Genomic DNA, 23,468 nt, shown 5'->3' with positions numbered 1-23,468 from the left:
AGGACCTTTGCAACGGTCGCTTGCTGACGAATAACGCCGCCCCGCAAGGCTGGAGACTATCGGTATGTCGGGTCCTTGCAGTTATTCGCACCGGAGAACTCGCAGGCGGTTCGCTCCAAACCCCATATCGCTTTTCCGGCCCGCTTCGGATGCGTCTCGAAGTGCAGATTACGCTCAAGAAAGTACCGGTCAATTGCGCCCTTCACGGCATCGACCGACTCATAGTCGCTGTTATGTATGATGGCTCTTGCCATGCCACTGAAAACGGATTCGATAACATTCAGAAACTGCGCGCTCGCGGGCAACGGCGCCAACTCCAGCAACGGGCGATGGTTTGCCTCTGCGGTAGCATTGTGTTCATTGATGAAGGCCGTCAACTTTTTCGACAGATGCCATGATGCTGCGTCCCAGGAAAGATAAAGCGTTCTAGCATCGGCATATCGCTCAAGCAGCCTGTTCGCCATGCGAATCATCTCGTCAGTGTTCTTGGCCGTCGAGTAAAAGTGCGTCACCTGATTAGCCGAAAGTTCGAGCGCGGCCGTCAGAATCAGACATCCCTTTGACTTCTGCCATTGAGGCACGCTGGGCTGTACACCAGGCGCCGTCAGCAGCCGCCCCGGCTTCGCCTTTACCGCAAACGGGCCGAACTCATCGATTGAAAAGAAGTGTTCGTCGGGCTGCAGACGTCCCAGAACGTCCCTGATGCGCGCAAGCTTTTCCTCGTAGCGAGAATCCGTGCTGGTCAACACCACCTTCGCAGACTTCCAGGCGTAACCGGCGCTTCTGATGATTGACCGGATAGTGTCAGCACCCGCTTGATGACCTCTGGCCGCGAGAACGTGTTGCAGGTCCGCCATTTTCCACGTGGTCCGGTTGATACCCGACGCCGACGGTGGCTCATGCAGCAGCGTAAACACCGCACCTCGTAGGACCGCATTATCTGTCATCCGTGCAGGCTGCTTTCTGTTGAACAGCGCGTCTACGCCGCCGGCTTCAAAATCACGCAGGTAACTGCGCACTCCGTTCCGACTGGCGCCGAGGTGGCGAGCAATCTCCCGAGCCGAAATTCCGGATGCGTGAGCAAGTATCGACAGCGCCTTGTGACGCTGGTTGGCGGACTCCGGCAACAATCTGCGCATCAACCTCTCGCACTGCTCCGGGTCCAGACCGGCTGCCACAGGGACGCAACCTCGCTCGATGTCGTACATGAAACGCATCCATCGCAATCGGCTCTGTTCGGCATGGTCAACCGGCTTTGCCCCGAATCCCCATGTGCGAAGACGCTGTTCCGCGGCTTCGCAGGAGCCGGCGGAATGTAATGTCCGAAACAGTGATGACAGAAATCCGGCCGCCTCCCGTGAAGGAAGTGAGCGCAAAACGCCCGCCACGTCCTTCCATGGCCCCGAAGACCGTGACCGCGCGCCCGACTTCAGGCTGTTAGCTGCCGTTCGCCGATATCCCGGTGGCTGCTCGAACCTGAGCATCTTGCGTACGGTGTTGCGACTGATGCCTTCAGTTGCCGCGACCGAACGAGTCGACTCACCGCGTTTCATGACACGTGCGCGGACACGGTTCCAGTGTGTCATGTCGGTGTACATTCGTCGCACCTCCCGGTCGACCGCCGAGACCTTGCCTGCGTCGGTAACCTGCGTTGGAACGCGGTCGTCAACGTCAATCAATGATGCGTTTAGTGTAGTACCTCGAGTAGCTTGATGAAGTTGCGTTTGGCGCGGTACATCGCGCGAATCTCATTGAGCTCAGATGCGAACATTACCTGTTCCCCAAGCTTTGCTCGCAATCGGCCGATGGCCTGTACAACGCCGAATGCTTCCTGATACCGCGCGTTTCGTGTCCCGTTCTCCGCCGCAATGGGTAACAGCCGGTGATACAGCGCGATGGCGTCATGCGGATGCGTCTTCGCGCGAGCAACCGCCATTTGTGGCCAGATGTGCGTCGCGACCGGGCCGCTGCTGAAGGCATCCCATGCGGCATCACTGTCGGCCTCAGAGAGGAATATCCTGACCAGTTCGGTGCGGGTGAATGCCTGCCACATGGTCCGCTTCGATTGCGCGGTTGACTCCTCCCGCTTTACGGCTGCCCAGAGATGACTGAGCGCGCGCTCACGGATGGCATCATGTCTGGCCGTAGCGTCTGCGACCTTCATCAATTCTGCAAACCCTTCGGCGACAGGTCGCAAACCGAATCGCTGCCATGCGGCTGCATCGGCCTTCTCAAACTCTTCGCGGCGCAAGTATTCCTGAATGCAGAAATCGAGCAGTCGCTGGTCGATGGTCTTGCCCGATTCGGCAAGACCGCGTTCGGCCCATGCCAGAGCGTCGTCGTGACGTCCGTGTTCTGCACAAAGCTGCGCGACCAGCAAAAAGCGGTAGGGACTCGACAGGTCCTTCGAACGGATGCGAATCAGCGCGTCGATATCGCCGTCGCGTTCGGCCAGGGAGCTCATCGCTCTTTCGAGCCGCATCCGCAGCGGTTCGAAAGACCGGCGAGATTCATTGCTGGGCGCGAGCGACGGCAGGGCATCCCAGCCCTTCTCGACAAGTTCGCGGTATCGGCGCAGCCCGGCATCGCCCAGCGGTTCCGCGTACGCCGGCAGCACATCGTAGAACGTATCCCACGCACCTTCCGTCTGGAATCTGAACAGACGCCCGGCGAGCGCCACCGCATCAGGCCCGGTCCGGCGGCACGCTTCAAGGTGCACGGTCGCCAGTTCCATGATGGCCGGCATCACGTCGCCACCCGAATCGTCAATCTGTTCAAGACTTTTTTCAGCGCCGGCAATCGCCAGTTCCGCGAGTTCGACGACCTGCGCGGCATATGGCCCTTCAAGACGTTGACGCAGCATGTCGGCCAGCGACATGAGTCCGTCCCCATACGCACCGGCTTCGCGCCAGTCCAAAGCCCGGGAAACACGCGTTGCCTCGCGTACAGCTGTCTTCATGCCTGGCAGGTCACTGGCATTCGCCGTGCGCGCGGCGAAAAGCAGTTTGTCGCGCAGGGCTATGTCACGCTCGGCCGTTTCGAGCAGCAGTTCCCGCAGGGCGTCTTCTTTCAGTGTCGCGACGTACTCGCGTATCAATTCCTCGTAGGTCTTGCGTTTTTTTTGAGGCTTTGTTGGTTTGGCCTCGTCGGCATGGAACACTTCTTCCCCCGAATTCTCCATCCACGAGAGTGCGAGGGCGACGGCATGCTTGCAGAAGATGCCATCGCCACCTACCGGACAATCACATTCGTATGTCAGTTCCCCGTCGCCGCCTACGCCCAGTTCAACGGTGTACCGGTGAGTGCCACGCACGTTCGCAGTGAGTGCGCCATCGCGTTCCTCCAGCCGCGAAACGAGGCCGTCGTGGAAATAGGCCTTGCCTCTGGCAAAGGTCTTCGGGTCAGCAAGCGACTGGACCTCGACGAGGGTGATAACGTCATGAAAAGATGACTGGCGGGAGGAGGCGCACATCGGTTCGTTTCTCTGCATGGGGCAATGCGCAATTTTACGTCGCCGGGCTCCCGGAGTCCCCGTGCGACCGGCTTCTCCTCGCGGATGTCGAGCGGCAAACGGGGCGACTCAAGGTGGTAACCAGCCGTCAGCCAAAATATCCGCAATTTCCCAAGGACATTTCGGTGTAAACCAATCTCGTCCGGTTTCTGTTGTCGCCTGAGCGAGCGCGTCTCCCCATATCAACTGGAACGTTCGAAGCTCACCAATCGTCCGCTTCGACGGTCGCATCGGTGAGCATCATCTTGCTTTCCGGGTTCGCCACCTGCGTGAGCGGTCGCGAGCGTGCTTGAATTTACCCGCGTTCACCCGCTGATTAGTCGGTCACCGGAATATACGGCTAGCCCACCTTCACGAACTTCAGGAAAGTGGACGTCGATTCTTGGCTCATGCGTTCTGTCCGAGTTCAATCGACAACGGTCCAAACGGTCGGAGATACCTCTCGCGATGAAATGGCGATAGCATCATGCTTTCCTCACACCAAACTTCTCCTGAGAAGTTGCGCAAATGCCCGCCGCTCAATCTGCCGCTTTCCAGCATGACCAACCACAAGTTTCAAATGACCTCTACAGTCGGAAGCCTTTTGCTGAGCAACTCGCTAGCTTATTGGTATTACCGCCAAAGAGCCCTGGGGTTGTCATAGGTATTGAAGGGCCATGGGGTTCAGGCAAGACAACCGTGGTGCGTTATATCGTCGAGTCGCTCAAGACGGCGGCTGATGGGGCACCAATCGTTGTCGAGTTCAACCCATGGATGCTCGCAGGGGCAGACGCTCTGGTTGAAGCCCTCTTGACCGAACTCGCTTCCGGCATCGGAATGGACGCGGGCAAAAAGCGTGCGAAGAAATCGTTGGAGGCAGCGGGAAAGATACTGGGATACGCTGGATTACTACGCCACCTGAAATATCTCAAGTATGTGCCCGGTGTAAGTCTCGTGGGAGTCGCAGCAGGTACGGTTGGTAACGCGCTTCACGATGCCAGCAAACTGGCTACCAAGGCCGGCGAGGGGGTAGATAACGCCAAGAAGGTGGTCGAAGAAGCAGAAAAACTCGTCTCCATCAAAGCTGGGCTAAGTGAACGAAAAAGAGAGGTTATCAAAGCGCTCGCCAAGCTTGACCGCAGCATTGTCGTCATCGTAGACGACCTTGACCGCTTGACGCCTGATGAAATCAAGGCAGTGTTCCGCACAATCAAGGCAGTCGCGGACTTCCCACGCGTCGCTTATTTACTCGCGTACGACCGAAACGTAGTTAGCGAAAGTCTTGGCGGTGGCCCGGTCGCAGGGGGCAACGCCTACATCGAAAAAATCGTGCAGGTTGCGTACCCCATCTCACCTGCATTTCCGTGGCAGTTGCAGTCTCACATTTCCGGCGAGCTTGCCAGCCTGCTGAAGCGTATCCATCGCGAACTCGAGCCCTTCGAATCCGAGCTGCTGGGGCGGGCGGGCCACCACGCTGACGTGCAGCCTCTGTCGGTATCCGCGGGATATCGTGAGGCTCATGAATCGCCTCACGCTTAGCCTGACCAGCACAACCCACGAAGTCAACGCGTCAGACGTCATCGTGGCCGAAGCGCTCTTCCAACGATTTCCAGGAATCCGCGACGCGGTAGTCCAGAACCCCGAGCAGTTCACGGGGTTCTTCTGGTCAGTGGAGGAAGAGGCCAGCTCCACTGATTGGTCAATGTATTTTTCGAACACGAAAGAAGAGAGGCGAACAGCGTGGCAGGCGCACTTGCCGCCAGACAATGCTGACAAGGCGGTTGCGACGGCTGCGCTCAAGTTCCTCTTCCCAATTACGAACGGCACCGGTTCGAATTCGCCGCTACGTCGCCATCTCCGGATATCTGAACTGTCTCGGCTCATCCGATTCTTCACTTTGACCTCAGTGACCGGCGTCCAGGAAGTCGCAGATATCCACGAAATGCTAGCTGAGCCTAGTCAGCTTGGAGACATGCTAAACGACCTGGATTATGCAAGAGCGACTGAGATGGTCAATCACATGACTGCCTATATCGACACTGCGAAATCCGTCGACTGCACAGGAGTCGTCCGAGAGCTCATTCGGTCGTGCACAGAGGAAGGACTTCACACATCATCTACGCGCGAATTTAGTCGCGCCGTCGCCACCCTGGCCGCGAATTGCATCCAACGGGGCGGGGCTCAGATATTCTCTATCGCCGTCGAATTCGTCAACAGCGTTCCTCTTACGTACGGATTGGATTTTCTCGTGACTGCCGGCACACGCCACGGGGAGATTCGGCTTGTTGAAGGGTACAGGATTGAAAATTCCCCCATGCACATCGATGACGCACAAATCTTGTCAACTTGCGTTGCTTCTTGGCGCAAGCGGGCAGAAGAATCGATTATGTCTGGTAGCGTTATTGAAAGTGACAACCTATTCCCTATTCTCTATGGCCTGTCTCACGTCGGACGCGACTCCCGTGATATCGATGCAATCAATGCATTCCGAGCGTTTTGTCTCCAAGTGGCAAGCGGGCTAGAGCATTTTTTAGATAGGGCACGTCCGTATAGAGAACTTCAGCTTCAAACGTTCTTCCTCTATGTCTGGGACGCGGATGAGATGGCGACACTTGTCGAACAATCGCCCTTCGCCGCTGAATTCGCTTGGTATGCCGACCAACTTCGGACAGACCCAGTGGCGCGCAAATTTGTCCAAGACAGGTGCAACGCTTGATATCGCGGCCCCGTGTTATCCGCGAAATGGTGATGGCCGCCCCCGCGGCTTCGATTCAAACCGCCGCAAACGAGGGCTCCCCCGGCAACCCCAAGGGCTCCCCCGGCAACCCCAAGGGCTCATGCTGCACTTTGGCCTGTCGCCTCGTGCGCCTGTTAATCACCTGATGGCGCCGGTGGTCGGTCATCTTATTCCACCCGCGAATTTCATCCAGCGTTTGAAAACACCCGACGCACAGTTGGGTCTTGCCATTGAAAGCACACACATCAATGCACGGGGACTTGACTGCGATGACGCAGGTCACAGCCCGTGAAGGTTGCACTTCGACGGTGACATGCGACAGCCCCCTCCCGCCTCGAACACGACGGTTGCAGCAGGGGGGATGCTCAGCGTTATGTGCCGTAGCACTTCTGTGGGCGATGCTGGCATGTGGTGCATTTCGATTGTAGGAGAACACAATCCCGCAGCTCGTCGTTCAAAAGGACCGCATCAGGCTACATCGTCGCGATGCAGTCCGCTTTTGAATCCAGGCGCGAGTAATCCCCGTATATGAGCTCAAGACCGCGCAATCACGCGTGGTAACTCAGGGGGAATACATGATGAATTACAAGACCATGTTCGTAGCTGCCACGTTGTCTGCAGCTGTATCCGGCGCCTTCGCCGCCAGCGACACAGTCATGGTCGGTGGCCAGGCCATGTATCCGGGCAAGGACATCGTAGACAACGCGGCCAACTCGGCTGACCACACAACGCTCGTCGCTGCGGTCAAAGCTGCTGGTCTCGTCGATACGTTGAAGAGCCCCGGGCCATTCACCGTGTTCGCACCAACAAACGAAGCGTTTGCTGCATTGCCGGCTGGCACGGTCGACACGCTCGTCAAGCCTGAAAACAAGGCGATGCTGACCAGCATCCTCACGTACCACGTCATCCCGGGCCGCTACGACTTCCGCAAGCTCGACGAGGCTATCAAGGCTGGTGGTGGCAAGGCGGAACTGAAAACGGTCAATGGGGAGCCACTGACGTTCACTGAGAATGGTCCGCACAACATCGTAGTTATGGATGCCGGCGGCCATACCGCAGACATATCAACTTACGACGTGACGCAGAGCAACGGCGTCATCATGGTGGTCGATAAGGTTCTGATGCCGAAGTAAAAGGCAGGCACGCATCGTCACGGGTTTAAACTCAGCGCAGCCCTGTCATTTTAGGTATCGAGCCACGACCTACTCACACACCTCGCATCTTGACGTAGGACATGTTTTCCCTGGTCAGATGGCAGTGGCTGCTTGCGCTTCGCCGCTACGCAAGCAGTCAGTGTTTTCGGTATTTGAGACTTCGGCACGGCTACGCGCGCAGAGGCGTGTTTCACGATTCCATAGCTCTGAGCAAACACATCCGATATCAAGGCAAGGGGCATTGGTCACGGCGCTGGCTCTTTCCGGTCCGAAATGATGATGTATCGCGCAACACTGAGAGCAGAATGATGCCCCTATATCGTCCCGTGCGAGGTCGCATGCATGGCGTCGGATACCTTGTTCTTCAGAATTTCCTTCGGAGAAGCCGCGGCGTCTGACCTCGCTCAAATGGGTGTGACGGACATCGATAGCTGTGAATTGAGTTATGAAGTCGTCGAGGAGGCCGTGCGGCATCTGTGCCACGAGTGGGTGCCCGTCCAGAAAGAGGCCGAGTATCTGGTTGAAGATGCGGCCAGGTAGCCAAGGCTGGGCGTAACAGAGTCGCGCACACGCTTGAATTTGCGCACTTTCATCTGATTGCTTCTCAGCCGGTCACCGGAATACACGGCTCCATAACGCGGTCACGACGGCCACGAAAGCCATTCTGAGCGAGACTTCATGGTAGGTATCTTGCGAATTCATGGGCGGAGACTCCCGGGCGGGTAGGCCCCGAAGGCCCCGCAGTTTGCGGTGCAACCACGCTGAACGTGCTGCGCGAGCGAATGCCCTCTCAGCCTCCTGCGGCAGGTCCGTGACAATGTCAAATTCCCGGCCGTCGATGTATCCCGACAACGAATAGCCTGAGGGCCGCTGCGTCATCCAAGCAACATAACCCCATGCAAAGACTTGGGTCACTTCGCCTCCTTCGTCGACATCGCAAGTTTCGCAATGAGTTGATATCCGATATTGAAGCGGATTGGTCCATCAGCGCTGACTGTCCCGGATACAAAAGATAGTACTTGCTGGACGACGCTTGACCAATCCTCGGGTGTGTTTCGGTGTTCGTGCGCGACGGACCTTCGCTTTGACCAAACGTCCGAGTGGCCCAGATGGCATGGTGAGAATCGTATCCACCACATCCGGCGCGAGCATGCAAATCGTCAGTGCCATACGCGAAACTATCGCCCCCGCTTTAGCTTTACGGCCTTGGGTAGGGCGCCCAAAATTAATTCGTTGGTAGCGGATGCGGGCACCACTTTTGCCGCTAACCCGTATATACGTAGCATCGATGTTGAGCGCCAAGGCCCTCAGGTCCACGTGGCGAAGCTTCGAGGCGTCGGCTGGCAACCAGCCCTCAGAAAGAACATCGTCGATTGCCCAAGGACATTCCGATGGAAACCAATCGTGTCCGCTTTCGGCTGTCGCCTGAGCGAGCGCGTCTGCCCATATCAACTGGAACGTTCGGGGTTCATCAACCTTGGCGCGCAGACTCGGTGAGTCGTCCAGAATATCGGCAACATCCAGCCGTCGCGCCTCAATCATTGCCGAACGACTGTCGGTGCGCTCGGCGGGCAGGTGGTTCCACTTGAGTAAAAGGGCGAACAGGACCGACATCTGTCTGGCTAGCTCAACCAGTTCCGCCTTCGCGATATCTTCAATCTCATCAGCAAGATGCTCGATGTCCAGCAGGTCGAAACGACGTTCCCGCAGAAATCGGGCTTGTTCAAATGCCCACGCGCAGACATCCTCGTCATAGGTTGTCATCTGAACTCCTTCATAAACATCACCCGCACCCTGCCGGAACGAAAGTCATCTCCGGATGATTGCAACGACAAAGATGAAGCCAACTATCAGTCCGAGCACCAGAGCTATCCGGCCGACCCACTCGACCACGAAATCGACATTCTTCTGCGAAGATGCAAACCGAAATAGCCATTTCATAGTTGCCTCGACCAGCTCGGACGTCGGATTCGCAGAGCGAGTTCGGCCTTATAGGCCGAGAGGGTCCTTGTCTTCGGTTTGCGAATCTAAATATTCTTTGGCGGCGCGCTTCCTATCGCTCTTGTATTTCTCGACAGATGCATCGTCAATGGCATAGTCTCCGTTCTCTGTGGGAATGCCGGTTATCTTGCCGCGTTCAAGCAATAGCCGTACGTGTGGGCGACTTACGAAGAGGTACTTGGCTGCTTCTGCGACGTTCATTTCCAGTCTCCGAGGCCACCCTGCCGCAAGCGAGGCCAACGTCAACAAACCGCGGACTCCAAAGCAGGCGGCTGCGGGCCGTCTTGTTTAGAAATCCCGATGTAAAAAGTGACGGTAGCGAACTCATGTCGTACACCTTGGAAGAGTCGCATCGCGACATAGTCCACTGTATGCTCGATGTCGAATGTGAGGCCTCTTCGAGCCGCGCCAACGCGTGTTTGCCGGATGCTGTTGGTCCCCTGGTAAGCTGTTGCGCTTGCGTCAAAGGATTGCCACGTTGGAAGTCTTGGGTACCGCGCCGGAGCAGAATCCCGGGCGCGGCGCCTTCTGGAAATCATAAGAAATCACCACGGTTCCGTTCATCTGAAAATCCTCGGGACCAATATGACGAGCACGAGGACCACGCCGAGCAACACTATCGCCCCGCCGAACCACTTCGCAACACAGTCGATGTTCTTCTGCGATGAAGCGAATCGGGTTAGCCACTTCATGTTGGAGCACTTGGTCAATGTCGCTGGCATTACCTGTCGCCAGCCAGGAAATCGAACCAGTCCCATGAATAAGCACAGTCCATAGGCATCGGGTCTTCTTCGATTAGCGGACGAGTCGAGTAGGCGATGCGTTTCTGAAACAGGCTTCGTGCCGGCTCCGGTATCTCCCGGAGGCGAATATATGGAATATTACCGGCTACATGTACAGGAACATCAAGTTTCCGGGGACGTGGAGGCAGTTCCTCTTTTCCCGTCAACGCCACCGCAATCGCACGAGCCACGAGGTCCCACACGGTCGTGGAGTAGCGTGGATAATCAAGCAAGCCTGCGCTTCCGATACCACCCTGCCCATCCTCGTGCAGTTCGACCCGGTAGTCCGCAAGCGCACCATTTATGACTCGCCCGATATCTGCGGCCGCGAGCGACCTGCGACCATTTTCGTGTCCGCCCGGCCAGATTTCGACAGTTACCTTCAGCATGTTGTGGTGCCTCCGCCCCGCAACTCGCGCTGGAAATTCCGGATGTGCGCGGCGGGTTTTGCAGATTTTCGCGCCGCGTTCAAATGACGGGGAAAGCTACGCAGTGTGGACCCGAGCTTCGCGATTCCACACCTATGCCGGAGGTGGATGGGCCCAAACGCTTGGCAGCGCCGAAGCAGATGCTTCGAGGTCAACGTCCAGCGGGTAGTGCCGCAAAAGGTCTACGGCGACTGTCTGGATAAGGCCGGGAATTGTGATTTGGTCGACGGAAGCGAGCGTTCGAAGAAACTCATTAGTATCCCGAACAGCTTTAGTCCGCTCATCTGGAGTCGTCATTTCCATGCTCCGAAGAAATTGACCGTGTGACATCGGCGCAGACGTCATAGTTTTTCACTCTTCGTACGCTGCCTGCGTCTGGCTGATGGCAGAGCGAGCGTGTCGATGGGTACCCGCGATGGGCCACTCAGTCGCGAACGTTCAAATCGTGGCCGTATCGGCCAGCGTTAAGCAAAGACCAAAGGCCGGCGCGCCACCTAATCGGTAGGCGGGGGCTTTTCGAAGTAAACGGACAGAAAAATCGCCAATTTTTATTCTAGTAAAGCTGGCCAGAATGGCAAGAATTATTGCTAAACGTGCTCATGCCAGCGGTCGCGCTGGCGCCGCTTGGGCTGCGGCGGCGAGGTCCTCGTAGTCCACGTAGTGCTCAAGGCTCGAACTGCCTAGTGCAACAAGGCACTGGAGAAATTCCGGCAGGGTGATGGTTCCTTGTGCAAGATGCGAAGCCAGAGTGTGTTCAGTCAACTCCGCTCCAAGCCGGGTCATCCTATGCGCCAGTTCTTCTAGGGTGAGCCTCGGTTGCCTCGACAGTTCCGAGGCCACAACCGCTTTGGCACGCTGTTCCCACGTGCCCGGCATCGACAGAGGGCCGGCCCACAAAGCTGGCATCTTTGCGCCAGTTACCGAGAAAATCTGCAGTAGCAGGCAGAGTTTAATGCGGCCGCGGGAGACGCGGGAGGCGAGGGAGCGCTCGCTTTCTCGGACGCCAACCGAGCTTAGAGCCTCTGATAATTGTGCATAACTGAAGTCTTTCCGCGCGAGCGCAACACGCACGACGCGGGAAGCGAGGTTGGGCCAAGGTGTTCCCGCTTCGCTCACAAGCCTCCTTGCATCAGCGAAAAAACGACATAGAATAGAAATGACAGTAAAAATCGCCGAATTTGACCGGATGAAAGCGCAAGTACCATCAATGAAAGAGCACGAAATGTCGCGCGCGAACCGAAATAGATTGTACTAGGCACATCGGCGTGGATGTTCTCGTCGGAGGCGACGAGACGGCCCAGTCTTGGCTCGAATGGATGGAGCGCAGTGGATGGAACTGGTGCACTCAACGATTTCCCCGGAACGGGAATGCTTCGAGAGGCTTTCTATGTGAAATGAAGGTCGACGGCGAGAGAGGGCAAGCTGCACTTGCAACGGGACAGTGCATCGAGTAATATCGTCCGCATTTATCGCACGTTGCGAAATATACTATCTGAGTAATGTGCATTTGTCAACAAAATTAACTTTGATTTTGTTGTTCGACTGCGCATTTTTACTTTCGTAAGGAGGCTGTTCCCGGCCCTACCGTCGACCCTAAAATCACCGCTCCGAAACAAAAACGGCGGGCAGGGCTGCAACCCTGTCCGCCGTCTGATGGCGTACCCAAAAATGAGGCATCCACCGCACTTGCGCGCGTAGGTTCTCACAAATGGGTTGCCGCGTCAACCCCTGCCCGCAAGATGTTTAAGGCAGATGGGGGGCGCTTTGCTCTTCCGTCCCTATTCACGCAGTGAGAAACCTATGGCAGTCATTCAATTCGGCATGGTCGCTTTTCGTCCGCGTCCCCTAGTCCGTTCCGCATCACCATCCGCCATTGGCGGATATGAGGATGGTGCCGCTCGCCTCTCCGTTGCCTCGACGCACGTAAGCCTCGACGAGCGCTCCGAACCGCCATTTCTATACGCTCTCGTCAGCAACGTGGGGGTGTTCGCATGATGGAACTTGTCGAGATGCCGACTTGGCCTGTGTTTCGTCGCGGACAGGTATCCAAGCCCGCCGGGAGCCTCGATGCGTACGTCGGTCAAACATCGGAGCTTCCCGAGTTCAGACATGCGCCGAGTAAGACAGCCGTCGTCAAGCGACTGCGCAATCGGCTCGTCCCGGACGACAAGGACTTGTGGAAGGCAGAGCCTGAAGCAAAGGTTCGAGCAATGACGCATTTTGACAGGGGATACCTCGCGACCGAGGACGTCGCGAGATATACGTACACGCTCGTCTCTGCCTATGTCGACTGCATGCGGGACAAGTGCCTTAACAATCCGAGGTACCGCCGGTATTTCTATTCGTTCCAAGAAGCCGTCCAAGGACGGGGCCCTATTCCGAGCCGCGAAAACCTCGATACGCTCACCGGCGTGAATTTCGTCATAACTGGATGCTCCCAGTCGGGCCGAACGGCTTACATACAGCGTCTGCGCAATATATTCGGAGCGCCGTTTCGTGTGGTGTCACCAGCGTTGCCGGATATCAAGCTCGTTTGGTACTTTCCAATTGTTGTTTTGCAGTGGCCCAGTTGTGGAACCCTGAAAGGACTGCTCGAGCAGATTCGGGATAAGTTCGTTTCCGAAATCAAAGACCCTGCGAGCCTCACCGCTGTATTCCGAAAAATGCGCGGAAAGAGTGCCGAGTCTGCAATCATTGCCGCATCGGTTCTATTGAACGTGGGCCTGTTTGTCATTGACGGTGCCAATGCTCAGAGCCTTAAAGGACACGTTCGCGACATCCTGAAGTATTTATGCCGGCTTCAGGGCCACACGAACATCCCGCTTCTGCTTTCATGCACCGACGTGTTCATGGCCGGCGCGAAGCAGTTGGATTCGGACGTCGACGCTGTTCTCCGCGGGCGGATTTTCGCATTTCCGGCGATGGCTGTTCCCCCCGACAACATCGAGGCCATTCTCTGCGGCCGTAGCCTACATGAAGTGACCGCGGATGACCTCGACAAGCTGGATTTCTGGTACCAGTTCAACCTGTGGTTCTGGAAAGCAGGGCTGCTTTCGCCACAACTCGAGATGCCACATCATTTGCCCCGCTGGACCTTCGACGTCTGTCACGGTCGTGTTGGTTGGCTAGCGGCAGGCTTCCGCGCCCTCCACGAACACCTTGCGTGGGAGCCCGAGTTGTTGAGGAACGCTGGCCCCAAGCAGGCATTAGTCGCAGGAATTTTTGAAACTCAATTGCGAACCTGCGAGCCAGCCCGTATTGCCATAAAGGCATACGGCGTCGACCCCTCATCGATATCCCGTTCCGCGGTCAAGCAATACCTCGACCACCTGCCTTTCGGCGCAGGTTCGATTTTGGCGGCACGTTCAACCGGGCCCCTATTGGGGGCAGGCCATGTCTGAGCAGCTTTCTTCACAGGTGCTGATAACGCCTTTCCCGGATGGCGAGACCGTGAACTCGCTGCTTCGTCGAAACGCGCGTCTCGCGGGCGATAGCACGCTTCGCAAAATTAGCCGACAGTTGCTTGCGAGGTGTCCCGCTCTCGATGGTATGCCGAGCCGCCTAGATGAATTCCACGCTCGCGTCGGATATCTGTTTGGAGACCGCGACGAGCTTGAGGCGAAGCACACGCTGCTCGCCTATGAGCTGCTTGGCGTGCCACCGGAACGGCACAACGCGCTCAAAGAACGACTGAGGACGTCTTGCAAGGGGCCGATTCGGTCGTCACGGCTTCCGGTTCTGCTTGCGCCTTCGGAAGCAGCTTTCCTTGTGTGTCCAGAATGCGAAGAGGCCGCTCTCGACCAATATGGATTCTCCTTCACGCATCGTCGCGATGTCGCCCCGTTCGTAGCTGCGTGTCCGGTCCACTTTTGCTGGCTCCGGCCCTCCGCCAAACGGGAACATCTGTTTGATGCTCAGTGCCATTGCACGCGTTCGATGTTGCACCTGCGTAATGCCATCCAGTTCGCAATGTACTCCGACGTCTGCGTCGCGGGTGTGCAGTCGGCGTGTGCGTACAGTAAGGCGGGAGTGATTGACGCCTTGCGAAAGGCGCACTGGCTGCTGGATAGCGGCCGGCTTCGGCTGGCGGAATTGGTCACAACGTTCATGTCGTTCTATAGTGAGCGCTTCGACGACTGTCGCCTTGATGCCCTTGTCTCGACACCCGAGTACATCGAGGCTGCGCTCCGCGCGCTGACGCGTGAAGGCCGTGCAATCCACGCAGTGTGGTGCATTTTGCTCACATGGTTTGCGCAGCATTGCGAATGCCAACGCCCTTGCAGTCCCTTGCGCGGCCGCCGAGAAGTAAGGTCTCTTTCTGCGGCACAGGTGAAGGCAGCACTGTCGCTGTACGGCTCGGTTGTCTCAGCGGCCCACGCGCTAGGCACCAGCGCGCACCGGCTGACCATCGTCTGCCGATGCTCAGGGATACCTGTCGATGCGCGCCCATCTAGGTTGGACGATGCGACGCTTACGACAATCCGACAGCGTCTCGCGTCTGGTATGCGTCCGCAGGAAGTCGCATGCGCCACGGAGATGTCGACGAATACCGTCTATCGCGTGCTTGCTGCGATGCCTTTTGTCGAGTCTCATTATCGGACCCTTGTGACGCATTCGACCAATGACGCGAAGCTTCTTTGGCTGAGGCTGCATCAAGACCACCCAAAAGCGACGCAAACTCAGCTCCGACATATCGCACCAGCGACATTTGCGGTACTACACAGAAATGCGCGTGAATGGCTTCAACACCACACTCGACACTCAGCGCCCATGCATGCGCCGGGACATGCACCGAGGCCCTCAAGTGCACTATCTGCCTTAGCTCGTGCAGTAAATGCCGCCGCGGCCCATCTTGATTTGCTTGACGACCCACCCGTGCGTCGTAGCGTTTATCGGCTTCGCGAACTCCTGGGTATCAACGAGTACGCATTGAAGTCGTCCGCGTCCGATTCCTTGCTTCGGGGATTTTCGCAAACCCGCGACGCTTATATTGCCGCTCGATTGGACTGGGCGATACGCCACGGGGCGTCTGCTCGGCTCTACGACTGGCGAACCGCACGTGCCGCGAATCTACGGCAAACAACACTTAAAAATTGGGGCGCTCGTCGGCAGGACGAAGCAGAAAAAACAATAGATGGGCACAGTAAATTCGTTTCACGAAACGGGAATCAGGGATGAAGAGGATTTCACGGGATTTCTCGTCCGTCAGGCTGAACTGAGTGATGCTAACAACCATAATGGAGTGATGGCGTTGCTGGACAAAGATGGGCATAGGCCCGCTTTCGTACATCCGTCCAATGTGGAAGGGATTGCGGAGTTGTTTCCTGGTAGTTTGCCGGACTGGGAAAACTTGGTTATGAATCACACTCGCTATCGGTTGAACAGCGCCTTCCTTCCGGAATCGAAGAAGAAAGGATTGCTGAAACAGTACAGACTTGGGGGCGAACCTGGGGCAGTCGGCTACGTGGGCAAGCACCAGATTGCTCTTCGCGGCCGCTTGGGAATCTGTCTGAGCTGCATCGCGTCCGACTATAGGGAGCACGGCTTTGCCATCTGGCATCGCGTTCACCTCATGCCATCAATACTTTACTGTCCGACGCACGAGGAGCCGCTCATGAATCTTTGCCGCCGTCGAGACGTAAGCCATCGCAGAGGGCGAAAAGCGTGGCATCCACGAGAACAATGCCCGCGCGGTGGCGCTCTTCAACCTATCGGCGTCGTAACGAATCACGACAGCCTTGAAGCGGCCGTCGTTATTGCAAAGATGGCGCAGGATATCCTTCAAGGCCGTATTGATACGTCGGCGTTTGCAGATAACACGGGGCCGGTTCTTCGGGCGAAAGTTCGGCGCATCGCTCAAGCGCTCGACCGCCGAGACTATCATCACGTGGCTCAAGAACAACTCGAATTTCGGCTGGGGACCGAACTGACTCCACTGCTCGGCTTCGCGGCGCATACATTCGTACGGGCCACAGGACATCCGACATCCGAGGGACCTCTGAGCAATCCGGTCCAGAATATCGCGGCTATTTGGAGTCTATTCGGAGGGTGGCACGACTTTCTCGATGAAGTGAACGCTCGCAAAGTCAACCCAAAACGGTATGACTTGGAAGTTCAAACCCGGCCGAAGCGTGTACGCTTGAACCCGGATAATAAATTCGAGCGATGGCGGCGCCAGTTCGAGCAGTTTGGGGCCATCGAAATGAAGCGCTATCGCCAACATTGTCGCTCTGCAATTCTGGCCGAACAGGCACGGTCACCGACCTTCACGCGCAGCAAAATACGCGACTTGCCGGATGGGCAGAAGCTGACCTTCTTCGCAACGCACTACGACCGACAATGGCTCAACAAAAACTTGCCACGGCAAACAGGAAAGCCTGCGTTGCCGAGCGTCGTCGCGCGAGAGCAGAGGCGAGAAGCGAGAAAGAGAGAGTTGGTACTACGGCGCTATGAGGACACCATTCGTCACGACCCAGGGCGCCGCATCACGCGTGCATTTCTCCTGAGCGAGACAGGCGGCGAGTCGGCATACAAGCGCGGTATGGGAACCGCTGAACTTGAGTCGTTGCTGGACCAATGTGCCGATGACTTCGAGACTTGGAGTAAACGGCAAATCGAGTTGGTCACGTCGCTGGCAAGAAAGGTCGACGAAAAGTCGAAATGGGCAGCCCGCGAAACGTACGAAGGATTTTCGGGAAATGCGTTTTCAGACCGCTTACGTCGAGGCAAAGCATGGATAGAAAAAAACAGAGATTGAATGGTGACTGCTCGCACCTATCATTCTCGCGGGCCAGGGGCAAAAAGCTGCGGGGCATCGTCATTGCGAGCGGGCTGCGGGAGACGGAATGGCATCCGTGGTCGATGGGCATCGTTCTTCCGAAGAACATTGAACTTGACCACGGCGACATCGAGGTCAAATCGCATGTCGGCCAGGAATTCCACCTCCGCCATCTCGCAGGATGGCCCGTGCTTCAATGGCCACTCACGTTGCCCGAGACTGACCCGCGCGGTGTGTTGAGCGCCCCTAAGTTCGAGTGCTGGAAAAAAGCCAGCGATAGCCGTGTCGGCATCGCTGGCTATCACTTTAGTTTTAAGGCTGGCGGCCAGGTTGCGTGTCACTCAAGTCTCGAGGCACGCCTTCTGGCGTTCTTTGAAATGTGTCCCTTTGTCGTTGAGATACGAACGCAATACCCCCAGTGGAATCGAGAAGCATTCCTCGCCTACTGCCGGGAAGGACGTCTTTTCCCGCGAAATGAACTCGCGACAATCGACTTCATGCTCACCCTGAGGATACCCGGCATCCCCTATCTCATTTATCACGGTGTCTCGGCGAAGCCGGAGGCCCACCGTCGGCGTCGCAGCGTTCGAGCAAGACATGAACGTGAGGAAAAGGGGTTGTCGGAATGGTGTGCGACGCACGAAGTCATGACCGAATTGAGCATCGCAGACGTTGAGTACAACAGCTATCGGCGCATGTTCGAACATATGAAGTATGTGGAGCTCACCGAGTTAGAGAACCTCGTTGATGACGCTGAACTGTTCGCCCATGACCTTTTGGCAACGAAGGCAACGGGCAACGCTCGTCGCGTCGTTGAAATGGTTGGAAAGCGGCGGAAGTGGGATGCGGAAAAATCCTTCCGGATGCTGGCAGTTGCCTTATTCCTAGGGCATCTCAAGTGGGATGTGCGCTGCCCTTACGCGCCCTCGGAGCCTCTAAATTTTATTCGTCCGTAGTTTTTAATCGAACGCCCCTAAATTTAATTGAGAGCTATGATGAATAATATGGAATCCGAAGTAAAGACCATAGCATTGTTCCCAAGATTTTCCAATCTTAATGTGGCGGTTCCAAAGCAGCCACACATGCTCCTCAGATATCTGGGGGAGGATAGTACGCGCGTTTACTTGGTACGGTTGGGCTCGGTCGAGAGCGGTGTCGTTAGACTTAATCGTGACCCCGATACCAAAAAGTACAGGATGACGCTTCCCGTCGCGACTATGCGTGACCTCAGAACGCGAGAGCTTGCCTGGCGCGTCGACGAATGCGGCATACCGCAAGGTATGTCGGAATTCTCGCCCAGAGACGAAGACGACCAGCTGGAGCTAAAAGAAAAGCGGGAAGTAGTAGACCACATCATCCGAGTCTTTGGGGATGGTCCGTTTAAGGACAAGGGCGTGTATTCAACGGCCGTCCTCAATGCGGCGACTAAGTTCGGCTGTACAGCAAAAACGGTGCGCAAATATTACGAGCACTACCTTTTTTACGGTGGGCACGAGTTCGCGCTAGTACCTCGCAACTGGGACAAAGGTGCTCCGGATGCGCCTCGCCTGGGAGCGAGGCGTGAAGACGGCACCCTCATTGAGTCGGGCCGTAAGACCTTCTCGGAAATTGTCGACCCGTCGACACGTCTCTCGCGCATGCAATTTCCAACGTACCTATACGAAAGGTTGAAGAAATACGTCAAGCGCGAAGCACACGTTCCCGGAGCTACCATTACGGGCATTGCCCGAAGCTTTCTGCGGAGCCAGGTGGGACACAACCGTGGTTCCGACGGCGAGAAGCAAGTGTTTGCCGTGGACCCTCGCAGGTTGCCTAGTGAGCGGAACACTGTAAGAAAAGTTACACCACTCTTCCACGAAGAGAAGGCGAAGTTGGCTCGGCTTCGAGCTTCGCCGCAAGGGCGCGGCTATTCGGCACAGATTGCGGAGGGCGAGCTCAATGTAGTGGACATTGACGGCACTGTGGCAGACTGCTTCCTGCGTTTCGGCGATTCCATTGTTGGAATCAACAATGTATTGAAGCCCACGGTGCTGCTCGCAGTTGACCGTTCGAGCCGTGCGATTCTGGGCTGGTACGCGACCTACCGACCCGAGGACGCTGATTCCTATTTGGCATGTGTTTTCAGTGCATGCACGGACAAAGAAGACGAACTGTCGCGATGGGGCGTGTCTTACTTAGACGGGATGGTCTACGGTTGTCCGAGTTCGGTTTTCGTAGACCGCGGCGCAGGCATTTCCGAAAAAGTGCAGCGTGCACTTGTCGGCGGGATGCGACAGCGACTCCTGATGGCGGTGCCCGGAGAGGGAAAGGCGAAGGGCGACGTCGAACAGATGATGGACTATTTCCAGGAAGAAGTCTCTGGCCTTATCGGCGCGACCCATGGCGAACCGGTAAAGGGAAGGGGTCCGGATAAAGATGCTGCGCGCAAGCGCAATCGCGAGAAGCTGAAAACGGCAGTTGCCGGAGCGTCATTGACGCTGGAGCAATTTATGCGGGCGCTTCTCACTGCAATAAGTAGGCACAACTTGAATGCGGACATGCGTCGAGCACGGAATCGCTTAATGGCGGAGGCTGATGTGCCGCCAGTGCCAAAGCACTTGTTTCTGTTCAACTTCGCGATGCGTGCGGGTGATGCAGAGTGGGACCTTACGGAGGAGGCCATAATTCGCCGACTCGCTAAGCCTTTCTCTCCCAACGCGACGGCGCCGGGCGGAGTCGTCAGCTTTGATAAGAGAGAGTTCAGCTGCGAAGAGCTTCGGAGAAGAGCTGCTGAGTACGAAGCCACGCACAATGGGAAGTCCATGCCGATTTCGGGTTATGAACTGTTCACATCGAAGCTTCATGCGTTGTGGGACGATGATGGTTATCTTGTTGAACTGGAGGCCACCAAGCCGACTATCGAGAAATTTGGTATAGCCATTCCGGACATCCGTGATTACATCCAGATGCGAGACCTCGCGGACCTTGACAAGCAAAGAGACAAAAGCCGGCTGCACCTCACCGTCGACCAGGCAGTCAAACGAGGAGGCGTCTCCCAGTCGACGCAGAGGCGGATGGCGGCGGTGGAAGGCTTGCCACCGACAGTCAACAACAGAAGAGCTCGCAAGACGGCAGAGGCGCACGCCGGCGCGGCCCACACCCGCGCGGTGCTGGGCTCAGCACAAAAGACGTCTGCCACTGACATCGAGGCCCGTCAGCCAGTGATGCAGGAGACGGAATACCAACGCAGTAGCCGCCGAGTGATAGACATAGACTTCTAGCCGGCGCGCTGTGTCGGCAACAAACGCTCGTGCTTCCGCGTCGGATGGCGACCATCTCGCCAACGTCACGAGCACGAGCACGAGCGCGAGGCTATTCCTCAAACGGCCACCTAATGCGAAGCCGGTCCGATAATGAGCGAATACCAGTAGACTATAGGCTGTATATAAAAAACCACCCTAAAATGATATCGAGCATTCACCTGGATTCATGCACTCTAGAATTGCTGACGCCATCCAACCGGCGCAAGGGCAAGTTTCGGGGTTTTTTCGGCGTTGACAGCTTCTCACTCTTGATTGGATGTAACGGCGCAGGTAAGACGAGGGTCTTACGACAAATCGCATGGGCGTTTCACGATACTGAACAGATAGTGAAGGTCGGCGTACGGTACTCCGATTCCGAAGCCTATCGAAAAAAGAACCACCGCCAGGAATATGGCGTTGTCTATTACACACCAATTCCCTACCGAGTCAACCTCCCCAAAAGCACGCGAAACTTCTACGACGCAACACCTTCCTACGGAAAATTAGAAGGCGGCTTGGATGTCGATTTCCAATATTATGAACTGGTCAGGCGGGAGCTAGGTTTCAAACTTCGGCCGATGGTGGTACTCGGCTTCGACCGGGCAATGATACTGACCGCAATCGCTCGAGTTATTCTGAGCAACCTTTCCACATCAGAGAAAACTAAGGGCGTCCTTTACGCTTCGGCTGGTCAGCAGCGGCTACGCTCAATGTTTCCAGAATTTTTAAAGTCTGCTCCGACGGTACTGCGTCATTTCACGAACGCATTCGCTTCTCACTTGGTAGCCGAACGCAACAATGCCGAACCTTTCGAGGATGTCCCGGGACAAATTCAAGAAATCGGGACGGCCTTCATGTTGGAAATTCAGAGGCTGATAGATTTAAATCTTGCGGGCCATGTGATTCCCGTTCTGTCCGCACTAGAACAAGTAATAAACACCAGTAGAAAAAAGACGGTACCTGTTGAAGCGTTTCTACAAAGATACTTTCTCGACGGAGAGCCGCTCTCTAATGTCCGAGACGGAGGGCTTGCGAAGAAACTTGAGACCCTTGCTATGCAAAAGGTCAATCTGTTACTGAACGAAGACAGATGGAGAAATTATAGGGTTGGAGACCGAGTTGGAAAATCAGTCTATGTCGACGATGACGCAACGCTCAAGCGGTATCGCTTGAACGTGACCCATTCTAGGCTCGCTGAACTGGTCTGGGAGAATTTCAGTTCCGGGCAACTGGCTCTCCTATACCAGTTCTCTGCTATTCGCCGCGGAATCGATGAACTGAAAGATAGAGGCTTGAGCAAGTTCCTTGTTCTTCTCGACGAAGGCGACATCTATCTTCATGCGGCTTGGCAACGAGAGTACGTAAGGCTGCTGGACCTCACGATGTCAAGCATGAAAAGGGCTGCCGAGGTCAAAAGCCTTCAGCTCATTCTAAGCTCTCATTCAACTTCGCTTCTTACTGACGTTCCGCGCGACTGCGTCACGAGACTGAGTACGAAAGACGAGCCGGCCGAGTCGCATAACGTAGAGGTTCGAAGCTTCGCTGCTTCGCTTGAAGACATAGTCAACTCGAGCTTTGAAACGGGGTCGCTTGGAGCCTTCGCTCACGGGAAAATCAAAGAAAGCATCGGTCGATTAGAGGAAGGAGAGGCGAACGAGATAGACGACCACCTCCTGAGCATCATCGACGACCCAATCTTGCTGCGAGAAATGAAAAAGCTGCGCGAGCGGCGCAGAGTATACAAACGGGGTGTCGAAGAATGATTTCAATTCACGATGTTTGGGATGATGCGAAGACCGACCACAACGCGTATGTTACTAAGCGCCTTGAAGGCCTTTTGACGAAGCTGCCGAACCAGGCAGGCTATATCAGGTCGCCACAGTTTCGAGCATTTGTTCAAAAGAATCTGCCAAATTTCGCGACTGGCGATGTGCAGAAATTGCGAGACATCATTGCCGACGCCGAGTCCACATGCAAGCCGCTGTCGAAAGGACAAGTAAAAAATTTCAACAGCTCCGCGAAGAAGGCATTCGATTATTCTTTGTTCTGCCAGAAGAACGTCCAACGTTGGTCTGCATATAAACTCTGCGCGAAAGCGAGAAACACCATATGCCCATATTGCAATCAGGCATTCTCTTTCACGGTCGTAGGAACGACGGGTAGCTACCGGCCAACGTTGGACCACTTTTTTCCTAAAGCTGAGTATCCATACCTCGCACTTTCGCTCTATAACCTTGTTCCAAGCTGCTACATTTGCAATTCAAGTTTGAAGGGCACTAAGAATTTTTTCAAAACTCGACATCTCCATCCTTTGGAAGATATTGATGAAGACGTGTTACGCTTCGAAATCGTTTCTTCAAACGGAAACTATACGTTTGACCAACTATTGCATGACGATAAGCTGCTGAGCGAGTTTGGTACTGTGCAGCCACGTACCCAATCGCCCATAGCGAAGCGCTCCATCGAAACATTTCTACTAAAGGAGCGATTCGCAGCAAACCTACCCACAATCAAACGCTTCATCCGGGACAGAAGAGACCTAAATAAAAATAGTATTAATATGTATAGCGAATTGTTTGGTAGAAAAATGGAAGTCACGGACCTTCTTCGGTTTGACCCCGAAGAATACAAGAACCAAATGCTAGGGAAAATTTTGCGCGATATGTATTACGCCTTTGACCCAAGCGCAAGTGGAGACGAAAGCTAGCAGTCTCATTACACTGAGGGACTCGCCGGCCCTGTGGTCGCTCAGTGAAAAGGGCGTCAAGTGGCCGGATTGCCACCCCTCGCACTCATCGGGGAAACGAAGAAGTCGCT

The 23,468-nt window shown here is 55.8% G+C and carries 20 protein-coding genes; 11 read left to right on the top strand and 9 right to left on the bottom strand.

Features of this window, described 5'->3' with window-relative positions:
• Positions 1-56: 56 nt before the first annotated feature.
• Both BLQ92_RS39725 and BLQ92_RS35625 read right to left on the bottom strand, forming a co-directional pair.
• Complete coding sequence (locus BLQ92_RS39725; protein ID WP_218133053.1) at positions 57-1,598, bottom strand: IS630 family transposase; 1,542 nt, start codon at positions 1,596-1,598, stop codon at positions 57-59.
• Positions 1,599-1,687: 89 nt separating this feature from the next.
• A complete protein-coding gene (locus BLQ92_RS35625) occupies positions 1,688-3,490 on the bottom strand; it encodes an SWIM zinc finger family protein (protein WP_244896683.1) in 1,803 nt (600 codons plus the stop codon).
• Positions 3,491-4,018: 528 nt separating this feature from the next.
• On the opposite strand from BLQ92_RS35625, the gene BLQ92_RS35620 reads away from it, so the two are divergent.
• Together BLQ92_RS35620 and BLQ92_RS35615 are read left to right on the top strand one after the other, a co-directional pair.
• A complete protein-coding gene (locus tag BLQ92_RS35620) occupies positions 4,019-5,029 on the top strand; it encodes a KAP family P-loop NTPase fold protein (RefSeq protein ID WP_090690584.1) in 1,011 nt (336 codons plus the stop codon).
• Positions 5,010-6,206: a hypothetical protein gene (locus BLQ92_RS35615; RefSeq protein WP_090690580.1), complete on the top strand. Its 1,197-nt coding sequence runs from the start codon at positions 5,010-5,012 to the stop codon at positions 6,204-6,206. The genes BLQ92_RS35620 and BLQ92_RS35615 overlap by 20 nt, the downstream gene beginning before the upstream one ends.
• A gap of 55 nt (positions 6,207-6,261) precedes the next feature.
• On the opposite strand, the gene BLQ92_RS35610 is transcribed toward BLQ92_RS35615, so the two are convergent.
• On the bottom strand, positions 6,262-6,498 hold the full coding sequence (locus tag BLQ92_RS35610) for a DUF1289 domain-containing protein (RefSeq protein ID WP_090690645.1): 237 nt from the start codon (positions 6,496-6,498) through the stop codon (positions 6,262-6,264).
• Between the two features lie 307 nt (positions 6,499-6,805).
• Here BLQ92_RS35610 and BLQ92_RS35605 point away from each other — a divergent pair, with 307 nt between their 5' ends.
• Both BLQ92_RS35605 and BLQ92_RS35600 read left to right on the top strand, forming a co-directional pair.
• The gene (locus BLQ92_RS35605) at positions 6,806-7,360 is read left to right on the top strand and encodes a fasciclin domain-containing protein (protein ID WP_090690575.1); all 555 of its coding nucleotides are present in this window, start codon (positions 6,806-6,808) and stop codon (positions 7,358-7,360) included.
• A gap of 378 nt (positions 7,361-7,738) precedes the next feature.
• A complete protein-coding gene (locus tag BLQ92_RS35600) occupies positions 7,739-7,921 on the top strand; it encodes a hypothetical protein (RefSeq protein ID WP_143016692.1) in 183 nt (60 codons plus the stop codon).
• A 444-nt stretch (positions 7,922-8,365) separates the two neighbouring features.
• Here the strand turns inward: BLQ92_RS35600 and BLQ92_RS35590 are convergent, their stop codons facing one another.
• The 5 genes from BLQ92_RS35590 to BLQ92_RS41530 form a co-directional block, all read right to left on the bottom strand.
• Positions 8,366-9,145 (bottom strand): DUF29 domain-containing protein, encoded by a 780-nt coding sequence (locus BLQ92_RS35590; protein WP_090690567.1) that lies wholly within the window; start codon positions 9,143-9,145, stop codon positions 8,366-8,368.
• A 225-nt stretch (positions 9,146-9,370) separates the two neighbouring features.
• Positions 9,371-9,583 (bottom strand): MerR family transcriptional regulator, encoded by a 213-nt coding sequence (locus BLQ92_RS35585; protein WP_090690564.1) that lies wholly within the window; start codon positions 9,581-9,583, stop codon positions 9,371-9,373.
• Between the two features lie 520 nt (positions 9,584-10,103).
• On the bottom strand, positions 10,104-10,553 hold the full coding sequence (locus BLQ92_RS35580) for a hypothetical protein (RefSeq protein ID WP_090690562.1): 450 nt from the start codon (positions 10,551-10,553) through the stop codon (positions 10,104-10,106).
• Between the two features lie 132 nt (positions 10,554-10,685).
• Complete coding sequence (locus tag BLQ92_RS41310) at positions 10,686-10,889, bottom strand: BPSL0761 family protein (RefSeq protein WP_090690560.1); 204 nt, start codon at positions 10,887-10,889, stop codon at positions 10,686-10,688.
• A 300-nt stretch (positions 10,890-11,189) separates the two neighbouring features.
• A complete protein-coding gene (locus BLQ92_RS41530) occupies positions 11,190-11,708 on the bottom strand; it encodes a DUF6471 domain-containing protein (RefSeq protein ID WP_090690557.1) in 519 nt (172 codons plus the stop codon).
• Positions 11,709-12,583: 875 nt separating this feature from the next.
• Here BLQ92_RS41530 and BLQ92_RS35565 point away from each other — a divergent pair.
• Entirely contained in the window at positions 12,584-13,993 is a 1,410-nt protein-coding gene (locus tag BLQ92_RS35565; RefSeq protein WP_143016691.1) for an ATP-binding protein, read from the top strand.
• A 322-nt stretch (positions 13,994-14,315) separates the two neighbouring features.
• Here BLQ92_RS35565 and BLQ92_RS40985 read toward each other — a convergent pair whose 3' ends face one another.
• Complete coding sequence (locus BLQ92_RS40985; protein WP_244896682.1) at positions 14,316-14,852, bottom strand: hypothetical protein; 537 nt, start codon at positions 14,850-14,852, stop codon at positions 14,316-14,318.
• On the opposite strand from BLQ92_RS40985, the gene BLQ92_RS41525 reads away from it, so the two are divergent.
• From BLQ92_RS41525 to BLQ92_RS35535, 6 genes are all read left to right on the top strand, one after another.
• Entirely contained in the window at positions 14,817-15,770 is a 954-nt protein-coding gene (locus tag BLQ92_RS41525; RefSeq protein WP_425312525.1) for a TnsD family Tn7-like transposition protein, read from the top strand. The two genes, BLQ92_RS40985 and BLQ92_RS41525, sit on opposite strands and share 36 nt — an antisense overlap.
• Positions 15,727-17,349, top strand: coding sequence for a TniQ family protein (locus tag BLQ92_RS35555; RefSeq protein ID WP_143016690.1), 1,623 nt, complete (start codon positions 15,727-15,729; stop codon positions 17,347-17,349). Before BLQ92_RS41525 ends, BLQ92_RS35555 begins: the two co-directional genes overlap by 44 nt.
• Positions 17,325-18,326, top strand: coding sequence for a PDDEXK family nuclease (locus tag BLQ92_RS35550; protein WP_143016689.1), 1,002 nt, complete (start codon positions 17,325-17,327; stop codon positions 18,324-18,326). The genes BLQ92_RS35555 and BLQ92_RS35550 overlap by 25 nt, the downstream gene beginning before the upstream one ends.
• A 48-nt stretch (positions 18,327-18,374) precedes the next feature.
• Positions 18,375-20,630 (top strand): hypothetical protein, encoded by a 2,256-nt coding sequence (locus BLQ92_RS35545; RefSeq protein WP_218133052.1) that lies wholly within the window; start codon positions 18,375-18,377, stop codon positions 20,628-20,630.
• Positions 20,631-20,851: 221 nt separating this feature from the next.
• Positions 20,852-22,414 (top strand): AAA family ATPase, encoded by a 1,563-nt coding sequence (locus BLQ92_RS35540; protein ID WP_176860787.1) that lies wholly within the window; start codon positions 20,852-20,854, stop codon positions 22,412-22,414.
• A complete protein-coding gene (locus BLQ92_RS35535; protein WP_090690539.1) occupies positions 22,411-23,358 on the top strand; it encodes an HNH endonuclease in 948 nt (315 codons plus the stop codon). The genes BLQ92_RS35540 and BLQ92_RS35535 overlap by 4 nt, the downstream gene beginning before the upstream one ends.
• Positions 23,359-23,468: the final 110 nt, after the last annotated feature.

The sequence above is a fragment of the Paraburkholderia phenazinium genome (assembly GCF_900100735.1).
GTDB lineage: Bacteria > Pseudomonadota > Gammaproteobacteria > Burkholderiales > Burkholderiaceae > Paraburkholderia > Paraburkholderia phenazinia.
This window is presented reverse-complemented; position numbering and strand designations above follow the sequence as displayed.